Annotated in this window: 5 protein-coding genes; 3 read left to right on the top strand and 2 right to left on the bottom strand. The window is 73.1% G+C overall.

Going from position 1 to position 15069, the window contains the following annotated elements; genetic code table 11:
- The 3 genes from UK12_RS12515 to UK12_RS12525 all read left to right on the top strand — a co-directional run.
- Positions 1–919, top strand: a 919-nt coding sequence (locus UK12_RS12515; RefSeq protein WP_045302971.1) for a thioesterase domain-containing protein, incomplete at its 5' end; no start/stop codon positions are given.
- Entirely contained in the window at positions 916–2604 is a 1689-nt protein-coding gene (locus tag UK12_RS12520; RefSeq protein WP_045302972.1) for an FAD-dependent monooxygenase, read from the top strand. The genes UK12_RS12515 and UK12_RS12520, both read left to right, overlap by 4 nt.
- A gap of 24 nt (positions 2605–2628) precedes the next feature.
- Positions 2629–2835 (top strand): MbtH family protein, encoded by a 207-nt coding sequence (locus UK12_RS12525; RefSeq protein WP_045302973.1) that lies wholly within the window; start codon positions 2629–2631, stop codon positions 2833–2835.
- Positions 2836–3023: 188 nt separating this feature from the next.
- On the opposite strand, the gene UK12_RS12530 is transcribed toward UK12_RS12525, so the two are convergent.
- Both UK12_RS12530 and UK12_RS12535 read right to left on the bottom strand, forming a co-directional pair.
- The gene (locus tag UK12_RS12530) at positions 3024–6242 is read right to left on the bottom strand and encodes a non-ribosomal peptide synthetase (RefSeq protein ID WP_045302974.1); all 3219 of its coding nucleotides are present in this window, start codon (positions 6240–6242) and stop codon (positions 3024–3026) included.
- 70 nt (positions 6243–6312) lie between these two features.
- On the bottom strand, positions 6313–15060 hold the full coding sequence (locus tag UK12_RS12535) for a non-ribosomal peptide synthetase (protein WP_197084798.1): 8748 nt from the start codon (positions 15058–15060) through the stop codon (positions 6313–6315).
- Positions 15061–15069: the final 9 nt, after the last annotated feature.

Below are 15069 nucleotides of genomic sequence, written 5' to 3' on the forward strand. Positions count from 1 at the left end.
CGGACCCGACGACGACTTCTTCGACCTCGGCGGCGACTCCCTCATGGCCCTCCACCTCATCGCCAAGGCCAACACCACCTTCGACATCGAACTCCCCCATCACACACTCCTCGAAGCACCCACCGCCGCCCGAATGGCCACGTACATCGACGACGTGTTGCGGTCGCAGGAGGCGTCGGCGTCGCTGATCACGCTGCGGGAGGGGGCGCCGGGCCGCAGGCCGCTGTTCCTGTTCCACCCTGTGGGCGGCAGCGTGTACGTCTACCGCGAGTTCGCCCGCCGGCTCCCGGCCGGGCAGCCGGTGCACGCCTTCCAGGCGGCAGGACTGCACGACGGGGCGGTGCCGCGGCGAAGTGTCGAGGAGCTCGCGGACCGCTACCTCGCGGAACTGCGAACCGCCCAACCGGTCGGCCCCTACGCGCTCGGCGGAGCCGCCTTCGGCGGCCTGGTCGCTCTGGAGGTCGCCCAGCGTCTGCGCGCCGCCGGCGAGACCGTGGAGTTGCTGGCCCTGTTCGACACCCCCGGCCCCGGCCAGATGCCGCTGAACCGCCATGCGGAGCTGTCCCCGGCGGAGACGGACCAACTGCTGGCCGAGCGCCTGGCAGCCAGGGGCGTGGAACCGGGCCAGGCGGTCGATGCGTCCGCCCGGCAGGTCCTCGCGGTGTACCGGGCCAATCTGGAGGCGTTGTACGCCTACCGGCCGGCTCCCTACCCCGGCCGCGCCCTGTACTTCCTCGCCGAGCGGCGCAGGGAGGGGCTCGACCCGGCCCGCCCGGACAGCGCCTGGAGGCGGCTGGCCCTTGGCGGACTGACCACGCACATCCTGCCCGGTGACTACCACGCCATGTTCGCGTCTGCGAACGCCGAGACGAGCGCGCGGATCGTCGCCACGGAACTTCGAACGGACGGTGGACGATGAGCGACGAGGCGGACATCCGGTGTGACGTCCTGATCATCGGCGCCGGGCTGGCCGGCGGCTCGCTGGCGCGCCAGCTGAGCCTGGAACAGCCCGACCTGGACGTCGTCGTGGTGGATCGGGTCACCGAGTTCCCGCCCGGCCTGGACGAGGCATCGGGCGAGGAGTTCTCGAACTACGCCAACCGCGTCCTGCGGATCGGCCCCTACCTGCGCAAACACCACCACGTAAGCTCGGGGACGCGCTTCTTCTTCGACTCACGGGAGCGGGATCTCCCGATCGACCGGATGTCCGAGATCGGCGGCCTCAGCCCGCACCCCATCCCCACCTACCTCATCGACCGACCGGCGGTCGAGCAGGCGCTGTGCGAGATGAACCGCAGGAACGGAGTCCGGGTCCTGCTCGGCACGACGGTGCTGGACTGCGGCCCGGACGAGTCCCCGGCCGAGGCGATCTCCCTCGACGCCGAGAACGGCCACCGGGTGCGCACGTCCGCCGGCGTCATCACCTGCCGATGGCTGGTCGACGCCGCGGGCGAGGAGTCTCCGCTCACCCGGATGCTCGATCTGGTCGCCGAGGACGACCGCAATCCCATCGCCGCCGCCTGGGGCCGCTTCGAGGGCTGCGTGTCCCTTGACGACCTGGGCGGCAAGGCATGGCGGCAGCGGGTCCCGCACTGGGGACGCGCGTCGTCGATGGCGTACTTCATGTATCGCGGGTACTGGATCTGGCTGTTCCCGATCTCCGAGACGACCTACAGCATCGGGGTCGTCTTCGACCGCCGCCATGTGCAGCCGGAGTTCGGATCGAACGAGGAGCTGCTCGCCTTCCTGCGCGAGCACCGGGCACTCGGAGACATCCTCGGCCCCTCGCCGCGACCGCTCTCCTACGGATCCCGGGCACGGTTCGCCCGCTTCGCCCGGCAGCAGGTCTCGGAACAGCGCTGGTTCCTGACCGGGAACGCCGGGACCGTGCTGGACCCCATGTTCGCCACCTCGTCATGGCTCTTCACCGAGAACAACAAGCTCATCGCCGAGTTCATCAAGTCCGATCGCACCGGCCGCGGGCACCAGCTGCCCGGCATGGTCCACCACTACGGCATCCGGATGCGCAGCCGCTACGAAAAGCTGCTCAACAGCCCCGGGCACTACCTCGCGAAGGGGTCCTTCGACACGTGGAGCGCGTGGTTGGCCCTGCGCAACCGGGTCTACTACAACCGCATCGTGCCGGACGCGTTCGAGGACCACCGGATCCTGCTGCACTTCGCCCGGACGCACGGCACCGACTGCCAGTGCGACGATCAGGTGATGGGCGGCAAGCTGTCCCGCCTGCTCAAGTCCGCCGACCGGCTGACCGAGGAGTTCGCCCGCCTGCTCGACAGCCGGGGGATGTTCTACAGCTGCAACGACGGGATGTTCCTGGACTCGCGCTCGTTCGACCAGGACGAGGTCCTCATGGCCAAGGTCCACCGGAGGCGCGACTGGGCGCTGGAACTCCCGGCGGACGAGCGGACCTACGAGATCTTCTGCCGCACCCTGGTCCGCCGACTGGTCGAGATCTCCGGGGCCGCCTGGGACGAGGCCCGGTTCAAGGCCGTGTTCGACCCGGACTGGGACGGCCATCAGCCGCTGGAAGAGCTGTACCGAGGCACCGTCGGGCAGCAGCGCCTGACGCAACACCAGTCCTGACGACAACGAGGAGGGAAAGAACCGATGACGGATGACGACGAGTTCGGCACGCGGTACAAGGTCGTGGTGAACGACGAGGAACAGTACTCGATCTGGTTCGCCGACCGGCAGAGCCCGGCCGGTTGGAGGGACACCGGAGTCGCCGGTTCCCGCACGGACTGCCTGAGTTGGGTCGAGGCGAACTGGACGGACATGAGGCCGTTGTCCCTGCGCTCCGCCGCAGGACACTGAGCCGACACTGAGCCCCGCAGCCGCACGGCTGCGGGGCACGCACCCGGGGCCGAGCGCCCCGGGTGCTTTCGTCTGCCTGCGGATCGCGATGCGCGACCGGAACGCCAACGACGCGGGGGCGAGACCGACATGGCGTCCGGTCTCGCCCCCGCGTCGTGCGATTCCTCAGTGCGGGCCAGCGGCGCCGCTCAGCTCACCGTGGAGCCTGCCCGAGCGTCTGTGTCAGCGCTCCGGGCGGCCTGGCGGCGCTCCAGCCGGCCCCGCACGCCGGCGAAGGCGGGCCGCTCCTCGACGCCCTCGAGGTGTCGGGCGAGCTCGGCGATGGTCGGATGACGGAACAGGTCGGTCATCTGCACCCCACCCGGGTAGCGGGACTTCAGCTCGCCGAACACGCGGGCCAGCAGCAGTGAATCGCCGCCGAGCTCGAAGAAGCCGTCGTCGATCCCCGGCCCCGGCACCCCCAGCACCGATGTCCAGACGGCGGCGACGGTCCGCTCCGTCTCGCTCTCGGGCGCCCGGTACGTCCGCCGCGACCGCACCGGCTCGGGAGCCGGCAGCGCCTCGCGATCGACCTTCCCGTTCGGGGTGAGCGGGACCTCGGCCAGTTCGACGAAGGCCGACGGCACCAGGTGTTCGGGGAGCGTGGCGCGCAGCGCCCGCACCGTCTCCGGCCGGTCGAAGGCGTGCCCCCGCTCGGTGACCACGTAGGCCACCAGCCTCCCCCCGCCTCCGGGCGGGTCGGTGCGCACCGCGGCCACCGCCTCCCGCACGCCCGACAGGGCCCGCAGGGCCGCCTCGATCTCGCCGAGCTCGATCCGGAAGCCACGCAGCTTGACCTGGTGGTCGGTCCTGCCGAGGTAGTCGAGCCCGCCGTCGGGCAGACGGCGCACCACGTCCCCGGTGCGGTAGAGCCGGGCGCCGGGGCGCTCGCCGAACGGGTCCGGCAGGTAGCGGCTCGCGGTGAGCGCGGGGCGGTCGTGGTAGCCGCGCGAGACGCCCTCGCCGCCGAGGAACAGCTCGCCGGGGACGCCGACCGGCACCGGCCGCAGCCGGGAGTCGAGGACGTACGCCTGCGCGTTGGCGATGGGCCGTCCGATCAGCGGTTTGCCGCCGTCCGCCGGGATCAGGGCGAACGTCGAGTAGACGGTGTCCTCCGAAGGCCCGTACAGGTTGTACACCTTGCGGATCCCCGCCTGGCGGTACAGCCGGTCCACCAGGTCCCGCGGGAGCGGCTCCCCGGCGAGGTTGACCACGGCGACGCGGGGCGGCAGTGCGCCCAGCCGCAGGAGCGTGTCGAGCGCCGACGGGACGGTGTTGACCAGCGTCACCTCGTGGCGCGCCGGCAACGAGGGCAGCAGCAGTGCGTTCTCCGCGAGGATGACGGTGGCCCCGGTGGTGAGCGGCACGAAGAGTTCGAAGACGGAGAGGTCGAAACAGATCGACGTCGAGGCGAGCGTTCCCGAGAGCTCCTCGGCCGAGTAGACCCCGGCCGCCCAGGCGAGCAGCGCGCGGATGTTGCGATGGGTGATCAGCACCCCCTTCGGCGTGCCGGTCGAGCCTGAGGTGTAGATCGTCACGGCCACCGCGTCGTCGCCCGCGTCCACGGGGACGAACGGGGCGACGGGGCCGTCGTCGGGGCCGTCGAGCAACAGGACCGGACAGGCGGCACCGGCCGGCAGCGCGCGGGTCGACGCCTGGGCCAGGACCACGGCAGGTGCCGCGTCGTCCAGGATGTGCCGGACGCGCGCTGCGGGGTACGCCGGGTCCAGCGGCACGTACGCCGCCCCGACCTTCCAGGCCGCCAGCAGCGCGGCGGGCAGGTCGGCCGTACGCTCCAGGCACACGCCCACGAAGTCGCCCGCGACCACACCGGCCGCGTGCAGCCGTCCCGCGATCCGGTCGGCGCGCGCGTCCAGCTCCGCGTACGAGCGACGCACCTCCCCCGCGACGAGCGCCGTCGCGTCGGGGGTTGCCGCCGCCCGCGCCTCGAACAACCGGTGCACGCCGCCCGAACCGGCCGTCGGCAGAGCCCGGCGAGGGCCTGCGGCCTGCGCCGCCAGCGCCGCCCGCTCGGCCGGGCCGACCGCGGTCAGGTCCCCGACCCGGGCCGGCGGGGACGCCAGCGCGGTGAGCAGCGTCACGTAGTGCCCGAGCATGCGCTCGACCACGTCCGCGTCGAACCGGCTCTCGTCGTAACCGAGTTGCAGCGACAAGCGGTCGCCCGGGGCGACCGTGAGGGTGAGCGGGAAGCTGGTCCGCTCCGACATGCGGATCGACTCGACGCGGATCGGCCCGTCCTGCGCCGCCAACGCCGGCCCCAGGGGGAAGTTCTCGAAGACCACCAGGGTGTCCGCCAACGGGAGATCACCCGGCAGACCCGCCCAGCGCCGGATCTGCGCGAGGGAGGCGTGGCCGTGCTCCTCGCGCTCCACCTGGGCGGCCTGCAACCCGCGCAGCCAGTCGGCGACCGGGGCCTCGTCGTCGACCTCGACGCGCACGGGCAGCGTGTTCAGGAAGCACCCGACCGCGGACTCCATGCCGGGAAGGGACGGCGGGCGTCCCGACGCGATCGCTGCGAGCAGGACGTCGCGCTCACCGCTGTAGCAGCGGAGCAGCAAGGCCCACGCGCCCTGGACGTAGGTGTTGAGCGTGATCCGCTCCCGGCGGGCGGCGGCGAGCAGCGCGGCCGTGGTCCGCGGGCTCAGCAGCACCCGCTGCTGCCCGCCCGGTCCCTGGTCGGACGTGCCGTGGGCGCGCGGCCGGTCGATGCCGAGCTGCGTGGGTCCGGTCACCCCGGCGAGCGAACCTCGCCAGTACTCCTCCGTCGCGGCCGCGTCCCGCGCCCGGAGCCAGGCGATGTAGTCGCGGTACTGGGTCACCGGACCGAGCCTCGGTGCCTCGCCCTCCCGGTCGGCCTGGTAGCACCGCACGACCTCGGAGAGCACGGTGGGCATGGACCACCCGTCGGAGACGGCATGGTGACGGGTCCACAGGAAGCGGTGCCGGTCGCCGGCCAGACGCACCAGCAGGCAGCGCATCAGCGGGGCCCGCTCGGGAGCGAAGCCCTCCGCGCGGTCCCGCTCCAGCAGCGCGGCGAACCGGTCCTCCTGCTCGTCGCCCGGGAGCGCGGTCCAGTCCTCCTCCTGCCAGGGCAGGTCCACCGTCCGGCGCACGATCTGCAGGGGTTGTTCCTGGTCCAGTCGCAGGAAGCAGGTCCGGTGCACGGCGTGCCGGGCGGTGACCTGCTCCCAGGCCCGTCGGAACGCTCCCGCGTCGAACGCCCCGCGGATGTCGAAGGACAGTTGCAGGACGTACACCCCGCTCTCGGGCGCCAGCCGGGACCGGAGCAGCATCGCGTGCTGGAGCGGCGAGAGCGGGTAGATCGCCTCTACGTCGTCGTGGCTCATGCGCCCGCCTCGCAGAGCTCGGCGAAGGCATTCGCCCACGCGCACCTTTCAATGAGTTCGCTTCGCTCCCTCATGCCAGTTCTCCTTCGTGGTCGCGCAGTTCGCCGAGCAGCTCGTCCAACGACTCCTGCGTCAGATCGATGTCGGGGAAGTCGGAGGGGGTGAGCCGCACGCGTCCGGTGCGGCAGTCCTCGACCCGTCGGCGCAGCGAGGCGCCGAACCGGTCGGCGAGGGCCTGGACCGTCTCCGGACGGTGCACAGCCTCGCTGAAGGTGAAGTCGACGCGGAGCCGGCCGTTCGCCACCAGCCCGTTGACGTTGAGCAGGTGCCGGCGCTGCTGCGCGCCTCCGTGCGGCGTGCCCACGGTTCCGGGGGCGAGGGTCAGCAGGGCGTCCTCGCTCCTGGAGGTGTCCGCCTGGCCGAGGTAGTTGAAGATGATCTCGGGCTGCCGTCCGGTGCCCAGGCGGGCCCGGACCGATGCGTCGTGGTGCAGGTGGCGCAGCAGGCCGTACCCGATCCCGCGGCGCGGGATGCGGTGCACCTGTTCGCGGACGGCCGCCGGCCGGTCGTCGGGGGCCTCCGGGAGTTCGATGCGCAGCGGGTAGAGCGCCGTGAACCACCCGACGGTCCGTGAGACGTCCACGTCCTCGAAGAGGTCCTCGCGTCCGTGCCCTTCCACGTCGAGCAGCAACGACCGGGAGCCGGTCCACGGCTCGCACGCCTCCGCCACGGCGCAGAGCAGCACCGCGTGCAGGTCGGCCCCGTGGGCCGCGGGCACCTCGTGCAGCAGGGCGTCGGTCTCCTCGGCTGACAGCTCCGCGGTGACGGTCCGGGCACTCGCCTCGGTGTTGCGGCCGTTGCGGTCGCGCGGCAGCGCCGGCGCCGGGCCCTCGATCTGGTCGGCCCAGTAGTCGAGTTCGGCGAGCGTCCGCTCGGAGTCGGCCTCCTGCGCCAGCCTGCCGGTCCACTCCCGGTACGACGTGGTCTTGGCGGGAAGCTCCACCGGCCGGCCGGCCTTCAGCAGGCGGTAGGCGCGCTGCAGGTCCTCCAGCAGGACGCGCCAGGAGACGCCGTCGACCACCGTGTGGTGGATCACCGTGAAGACCTGATCGGCCCGCCGGCCGCCGTAGCCGAGGGAGACCATCCGCAGCAGCGGACCGTGCTCCAGGTCGAGCGCGCGGTGGACGCGGTCCTGGACGGCCGCGACCTCCTGCGGCCAGGCCTGCTCGGGCAGCCCGCTCAGGTCGACGTGCTCGATCGGCGCCGTGCCCTCCTGGGGTGCGCCCGTCCACTGGTCCCACCCGGCCTCGCCCTCGCGGAACCGGTTGCGCAGCGCGTCGTGGTGGCGCAGCAGGGCGTCACGGGCGAGGGCCAGCACCCCGAGATCGAGCGGATCGCCGACGACGTCGGCCAGGACGGCCTGGTTGTAGTGGTGGGCGTCGGCCAACTGCTGCTCGAAGAACCAGTGCTGGATGGGGGCGAGTGGTGACTCGCCCAGGACCGGGCCCTGTTCGGCCGAGGTGCGCACGCCCTGGCGTGCCACCGCGGCGAGTTCACCGAGCGTCTGGTGCTGGAACAGGTCCCGGGCCGCGAGGGTGAGCCCGGCCTGGCGGGCGCGCGAGACCATCTGGATGGCGACGATCGAGTCCCCGCCGAGTTCGAAGAAGTTGTCCTCGGCCCCGACCTCCTCGCGGTGCAGCAGGTCGCTCCAGACCCCGGCGAGGATGCGTTCGGCCGCCGTCGCCGGCGCGGTGGACAGCCGCGCGGAGGGCTGCTCCGCTAGCGGCTTCGGCAGCGCCCGGCGGTCGGTCTTGCCACTCGGCAGCAGCGGCATCGCCCCCAGCCCGACGAACCCGGCCGGGATCATGTACCGCGGCAGCCGCGTCTCCAGGTGCCCGCGCAGCGCCTCGACGTCCAGGGGTCCCGACGTGACGACATAGGCGATCAACCGCCGTCCGCCTCGTTCGTCGTCGGCCGCGACGACCGCGGCGGCCCTGACCTCCGGCGCCGCAGCCAGCGCCGCCTCGACCTCCCCCGGTTCCACCCGGAAGCCGTGGATCTTGACCTGGTCGTCCCGGCGGCCGATGAACTCCAGCTCGCCGCCGGCCCGGTAGCGCACGACGTCCCCGGTGCGGTACATCCGCGCCGCCGGGTCGGGGGCGAAGGGGTCCGCGACGAAGCGCTCCGCGGTGAGCTCGGGTTGGTGCAGATAGCCGAGCGCGACGCCGTCGCCGGCGAGGTGGAGCTCGCCGGGCACGCCGATCGGCACGGGGGCCCGGCGGTCGTCCAGCACGTACGCCCGGGTGTTGGAGAGCGGCCGGCCGATCAGACCGCTCGCGTCGCGTACCAGGTGGCTGGTGGACCAGATGGTCGCCTCGGTCGGGCCGTAGACGTTGAGCAGTTGCCCGCCGACCGTCTGCGCCAGGTCCGCCGCGAGGGCCGGGGTCAGCGCCTCGCCGCCGACCAGCATCCACTCCAGGGACCCGAGCGCGGCCCTGACCCGCTCGTCGGTGACCAGCAGGGACGCCAGTGAGGGGGTGCACTGGAGGTGGGTGACGCCGTGTCGCTCGATCAGTCCCGCGATGTCCTCGGGGGCGTCCTCGTCGGAGCCGGGCGACATCAGCCGGCGCAGCTCGTCCAGGTGGTCGAGGCTCGCGAGCACGTCGTCGGCGGGGACGCCGAAGTCCACCAGGCAGGCGATCTCGTCGACGCCGACCGCGCTCAGGCGGTCGACCATCGCCACGCACCGTTCCGGGGTGCCGAAGAGCCCGCTGGTGTCGTAGTAGCGGTCGAAGGCGTGGTCGAGGAGCGCATCGAGGTCGGCCTCGTCGAAGTCCTCCACGTCCAGCCCGCGCGACTTGGCGATCGGCCGGACCAGGTCCACGGACTCACGCAGGTAGTCCTTGAAGGGCTCGCGGACGGTCCGGCGGACGAAGTCCTCGTCCTCGGACACGAAGGTGTGCAGCATCAGGGTGACGTGGCCCGGCCCGGAATGACCGGCCTCGCTCCGGGCGTCCCGGTACACCCGCAGAGCCTCGGCCAGTTCCTCGACCGACTGTCCGAGCAGGTGGGTCAGCACGTTGGCCCCGATCGCGCCGGCCCGCCGGAAGGTCTCCGGGTTTCCGGCGGCGGTGACCCAGACCGGCAGCTCCGGCTGGATCGGACGGGGCAGCGTGCGCACCTCGATCTCCTCACCGGTGCCCGAGGCCGTGCGCACCGACTCGCCCCGCCACAGTCCGCGGACCACTTCGAGGTCCCGGAACATGGTCTCCTTGCGGTCCGCGAAGTTGTGCGGCGCCAGCGCGAAGTCGTGCGGCTGCCAGCCCGAGGCCACGGAGAGCCCGACCCGGCCGCCGGAGAGGTTGTCGATCATGGACCAGTCCTCCGCCACCCGGATCGGGTTGTGCAGCGGGAGGACCAGGCTTCCGGTGCGGATGCCGATGCGGCTGGTCGCGGTGGCCAGCGCGGCCGCGGTGACGACGGGGTTCGGGTACAGGCCGCCGAAGGTGCCGAAGTGGCGCTCCGGTGTCCACACTGCGGCGAAGCCGTGCCGGTCGGCCCAGCGTGCGCCCTCCAGCAGCAGGCGGTACTTGTCCGTGCCGCGCTCGCCGGCGTCGCTGGCGAAGTAGAACAGGCTGAAGTCCGTCGCCCGGCGCCGCGGCCGGACTCCGTCGCTGAGCACGAGCTCGTCACCGACGAGGACGACCTTGAAGCCGCGGGTCAGGGTCCACAGCAGCTCCAGCACCGAGATGTCGAAGGTGTACCGGGTGACGGCGAGCCAGGTGCCCGGCCGGTCCGTGCCGAGCCGCTGGTCCATGGCGTCGAAGAAGCCGGCGAGGTTCTGCTGCCCGATCATCACGCCCTTGGGGCGGCCCGTCGATCCCGAGGTGTGGATGACGTACGCGAGATCCTCGGGACCGGTCCGGCGGGACGGCGCCGAGTCGTCGGTGCCGGGCTCCTGCCCGGGGTCGATCAGCACGACCCCGGGGGGCAGGTCCGCGCCCCGGGCCCCGGTCGTGATCACGAAACCGAGTCGCGCGTCCGCGATCAGGTCCGCGTTGCGCGCCGCCGGGGCGGCCGGGTCGAGCGGGAGGTAGGCGGCACCGGCCTTGAGCACGCCGAGCATGGCGACGACCATCTCCACCGAGCGGTCCAGCCACAGACCCACCAGGTCGTTCTCGGCCACTCCCCTGGCCCGGAGGACGTGCGCCAGCCGGTTCGCCGCGCGGTCGAGCTCGTCGTAGCTCAGGGAGCGGCCACCGTGGACGAGCGCGGTGGCCTGCGGCCGGCTCCGGGCCTGGTCCTCGAAGGCGTCGGCGGCGAGTCGGGCGGCCGGACGGCCGCGGTACGCGGCGTTCCACTGCCGCAGCACCACCTCGCGCTCCTGCTCCGGCAGCAGCCGCAGGTCACCGACCCTCGCCTGCGGGGCCTGGACGATCGAGCCGAGCAGCTCCTGGAAGTGTCCGGCCAGCCGCTGGACGGTGTCGGCGTCGAACAGGTCGGTCCGGTACTCGATCCGGCCACTCACGCCGTGCGCGTGTTCCACCAGATCGAGCGTGAGGTCGTACTTGGCGACCTCACCGCCCAGCGGTACCGGCTCCAGCCGCAGTCCGTCCATGGCCAGTCCCTCGTCCGGGGCCGGCTGGTAGACGAACAGCGTCTGGAACAGCGGCGAGTGCCCGGCGTCACGCGGCGGGTTGAGCGCCTCCACCAGCCGCTCGAACGGCAGGTCCTGGTGGGCCTGGGCGGCCAGGACGACCTCGCGGACCCGGCGGAGCAGTTCGGTGAACTCCGGGTCGCCGGTGAGGTCGGTGCGGATCACGAGCGTGTTGAAGAAGCAGCCGATCAGCTGCTCCACCTCGGCCCGGGTGCGGTTGGCCACCGGCGTGCCGACGGCGATGTCCTGCTGTCCGCTGTGGCGGGCCAGCAGCACGTTGAAGGCGGCCAGCAGCACCATGAACATGGTCGACTGCTGCCGGTGCGCGAGTGCGCGCAGCCCGGCGACGGTCGCCGGGTCGAGCTCGATCGCCACGGTCGCGCCGGCGTGGCCCTGGACCGCGGGCCGCGGTCGGTCGGTGGGCAGCTCCAGCAGCGCCGGCAGATCGCGCAACTGCTCCTTCCAGTAGTCCAGTTGCGGCGCCACCCCGGATCCCTCCAGCCACGCGTTCTGCCAGCGGGCGTAGTCGGCGTACTGGATCGGCAGCGGTGCGAGCGACGCGGAGAGGCCGGCGCGGCAGGCGTTGTAGAGGGTCACCGTCTCCTGCCACAGCAGTGCGGTCGACCAGCCGTCGGAGACGATGTGGTGCAGGCAGAGCAGCAGCACGTGCTCCTGCGGCGCCACCCGCAGCACCGCGGCGCGGAACAGCTCGTCGCGCGCGAGGTCGAACGGCCGCGCCGCGAAGGTGAGCGCCTGCCGGACCACGTCCGCCTCGGCGGCCTCGGTCAGCGGCACCTCGAACGGCGCGGGCTCGCGGACCACCTGCCGAGGCGTCTCCCCGACGAGCACGATGTTGGTGCGCAGCGCCTCGTGCCGACGGACCACCTCGTGCAGGGCGCGGACCAGGGCCTCGACGTCCAACTCGCCGCGGATGCGGACGGCCGCCGGGATGTTGTAGGCCGCGTCGGCGCCGTCCACCTCGGAGAGGACCCAGAGCCGGCGCTGGGCGTAGGACAGCGGCATGGGACCGGTGCGCTCGGCCGCAGGGATCGCCGCGGCGTCCGCGTCGGACTGGGCGCCGTCGACCAGCTCGGCCAGCCGCGCCACCGTGGGGGCTTCGAACAGGGCGCTGACGTGCAGGCCGACGCCGGTGGTGGCCCGGATCCGGGCCACCACCCGGGTCGCGTCGAGGGAATTGCCGCCGAGTGTCTGGAAGAAGGAGTCGTCCCGGCCGACCCGCTCGCATCCGAGGATGTCCGCCCACAGGTCGGCCAGCAGGGCCTCGGTGTCCGTCTCGGGCGCGACGTACGAGGAGCGGGAGGCGGTCGGGTCCGGTACGGGGAGGGCTCGCCGGTCCACCTTCCCGTTCGGCATCAGCGGCAGGGCGGGCAGCGAGACGATCGCGGCCGGGACCATGTGGTCCGGTAGCCGCAGCCGCAGCCGCCGGTCGAGTTCGTCGGCGTCGATCCGGCCGCCGCGACGCGGCACGACGTACGCCGCCAGCCGCGCCTCGGCCCCCTCGCCGGCGGCGACCACCACCGCGTCGGCGACTCGTTCGTCGCGGCGGAGCTCGGCTTCGATCTCCCCCGGCTCGACCCGGTGGCCGCGGATCTTCACCTGCTGGTCGGTGCGGCCGAGGAAGACCACGGCGCCGTCCGGCCGCTGCCGGACCAGGTCCCCGGTCCGGTACATCCGCGCGCCGGGCTCGGCGGTGAACGGGTCGGGAAGGAAGTGCTCCGCCGTGGTCCCCGGCCGGTCCCAGTAGCCCAGGGCAAGCCCGGGACCGCCGATGTACAGCTCCCCGGGCGCCCCTTGGAGTACCGGGCGGAGCTTCGCGTCGAGCAGGTAGGCGCGGTAGCCGGCGAGCGGCCGGCCGATCGGCACCGGGCCCGGTCCGTCCTCGGCGACCTGGTGGACCAGCGCGCCCACGGCGGTCTCGGTCGGACCGTAGTGGTTCACGACCCGCAGCCCCGGGCGCAGTGCGCGGATCCGCTCCAGCAGCGCTCCGGAAGCCTGCTCGCCGCCCAGCACGAGGCAGCGGGTGGGCAGCAGGGCGGCGGCGTCGGGCGCGTCGAGCAGCGCGGCCAGGTGCGAGGGCACGATCTTCAGCAGGCCGAGCGGACGCACCCGGAAACGTGCGGCGAGCGCGTCGGCCGCGAGGACCTCGTCGGCCACTGCCAGGAACAGCGGGCGTCCCGTGCACAGGGCGCCGAAGACCGCGGTGTGCCCGAGGTCTGCGGCGGGCGTCGCCAGGGTTCCCAGCATCTCGTCCTGCGGCGGGGTCAGGGCCGCCAGCACGCCGTCCAGATAGGCACAGATGGCGCGGTGCGGGACGGCCACGGCCTTGGCCTGTCCGGTCGAGCCGGACGTGAAGATCAGGTAGGCGGGGTGCTCCGGCCGGACCGGCACGTCCACCGGGGTCTCGGGCAGGCCGGCCAGTTCTGCGGCGTCGCGGTCCAGGTCGAGCACCGGCGTCGTCCCGGCCGCCTCGACGTCGAGCCGGCCGCGGTGGGTGATCAGCACCGCCGGACGGACCTCTTCCAGCATCCACCGCACCCGCGCGGCCGGCAGCGCCTGGTCGACGGGCACGAAGGCCCCACCCGCCTTGAGGACCGCGAGCAGACCGACGGCGTAGTCGACGGAGCGGTCCAGCACCAGGGCAACCGGAACACCCGGACCGACCCCGCGCAGCCGCAGCGCGTGCGCCAGCCGGTTGGCCCGGCACTCCACCTGACGGTAGGTCAGCTCCTCGTCGCCGCAGACCACCGCGAGGGCCTCGGGCCGCTCGGCGGCCGCACCCGCGAACCGCACGTGGGCGAGCGCGGAGCCGGACACCGACTCGGGCGCGGCGTCGCCGTGCCCGGGAACGCCCGCGTGCGGCCCGTCGGCCAGACCGAGATCCTCCAGCGGTGCCTGCGGGCGCGTGCTGACCTCGCGCAGGACCGAGACCAACTGCTCGGCGATCCGCACCGCGTGCCGGTACGACACGCGTCGCTCGTCGCGGACGAGCGACGCCGTGAGACCGCCGTCGGCGGCCCGGACCACGTCGAGGTGCAGCGCCGCACCGTCGGGGCCGCCGCCCACGCCGGTCACGGTCAGCCGCGCGCTCCCCGCGCGCACCGGAGCGGGCAGCTCGGTGAAGGCGAAGCCGAACGGGAGCGGCTCGGCGGCGCGCGTGCTGTCGAAGGCGAACTGTTCGGCGGGAGCGGCGGCCAGGACCCGGTCGAGGTCGCGGACCAGGGAGGCGAACGGCAGCGCGCCGACCAGGGCGGCCGGCACCGGCACCGGGCTCTCGAACAGCCCGACCACGTCCTCCAGTTCGTCCAGGCCGCGGGAGCCGGGCAGCACCGCGGTGAGGATCTCCTCCTGGCCGGTCAGCCGGAGCAGCAGGATCTGCCAGGCCCCGAGCAGCACCGCGGCGGCGCTGCCGCCGGTCTCGGCACTCGTCCGGTCCAGCGCCGCCGACAGCGCGGTGTCCAGCTCGACACCCACCCGGGTCGGCTCACCGGACGGGCCGGTCTCCGAGGGCAGGGTGGATTCCCGTGCGACGGCGAGCTCCCGGGCGAGCCAGCGGTCCATCCGGGCCCTCGCCTCGTCCGTCCCGACCTGCTCGTGCAACCACTCCGCCGCGTCCAGGTACTGGAACGGCTCCTCCTGCGGCGTCGTGCCGCCGAGCAGCTGGGCGAGCTCCTCCAGGACCACGAGCAGTGACCGGCGGTCCGCGAACAACCCGCAGGCCGTCAGCACCAGGACCGCGCGGTCGACGCCGACCAGCAGGCGCGCCCGCAGCGTTCCGGTCCACGGCTGGACGAGGTCCGCCGCAGCCGCGGCCTCGACCGCGGCCTGCTCGGCGTCGGCCGGCAGGCGATCCTCGTACCATTCGGGCCCGGCCGGCGACTGCACCGACTGCAACGGCGCCGCCAGTCCCGGGACCTCGATCAGGCTTGCGCGAAGCAGCTCGTGACGCTCGGTCACCAGATCCAGCGCCTGCCGGAACCTGTCGCTCAGGACCGGTCCCTCCACCAGGGCGCGGACCTGCACGCGCTGCCCGGCGGCGTGCGACCAGGTCCGAAGCTGCGGCGGTGACAGGCGGAATCCGGCCTGCGCCATGCTGTCGAGCTCGGCGTCGTTCATGGTGTGCGACTCTCCATATTCAGCCATCGGGCCGTG

The organism is Saccharothrix sp. ST-888 (assembly GCF_000955975.1).
GTDB lineage: Bacteria > Actinomycetota > Actinomycetes > Streptomycetales > Streptomycetaceae > Kitasatospora.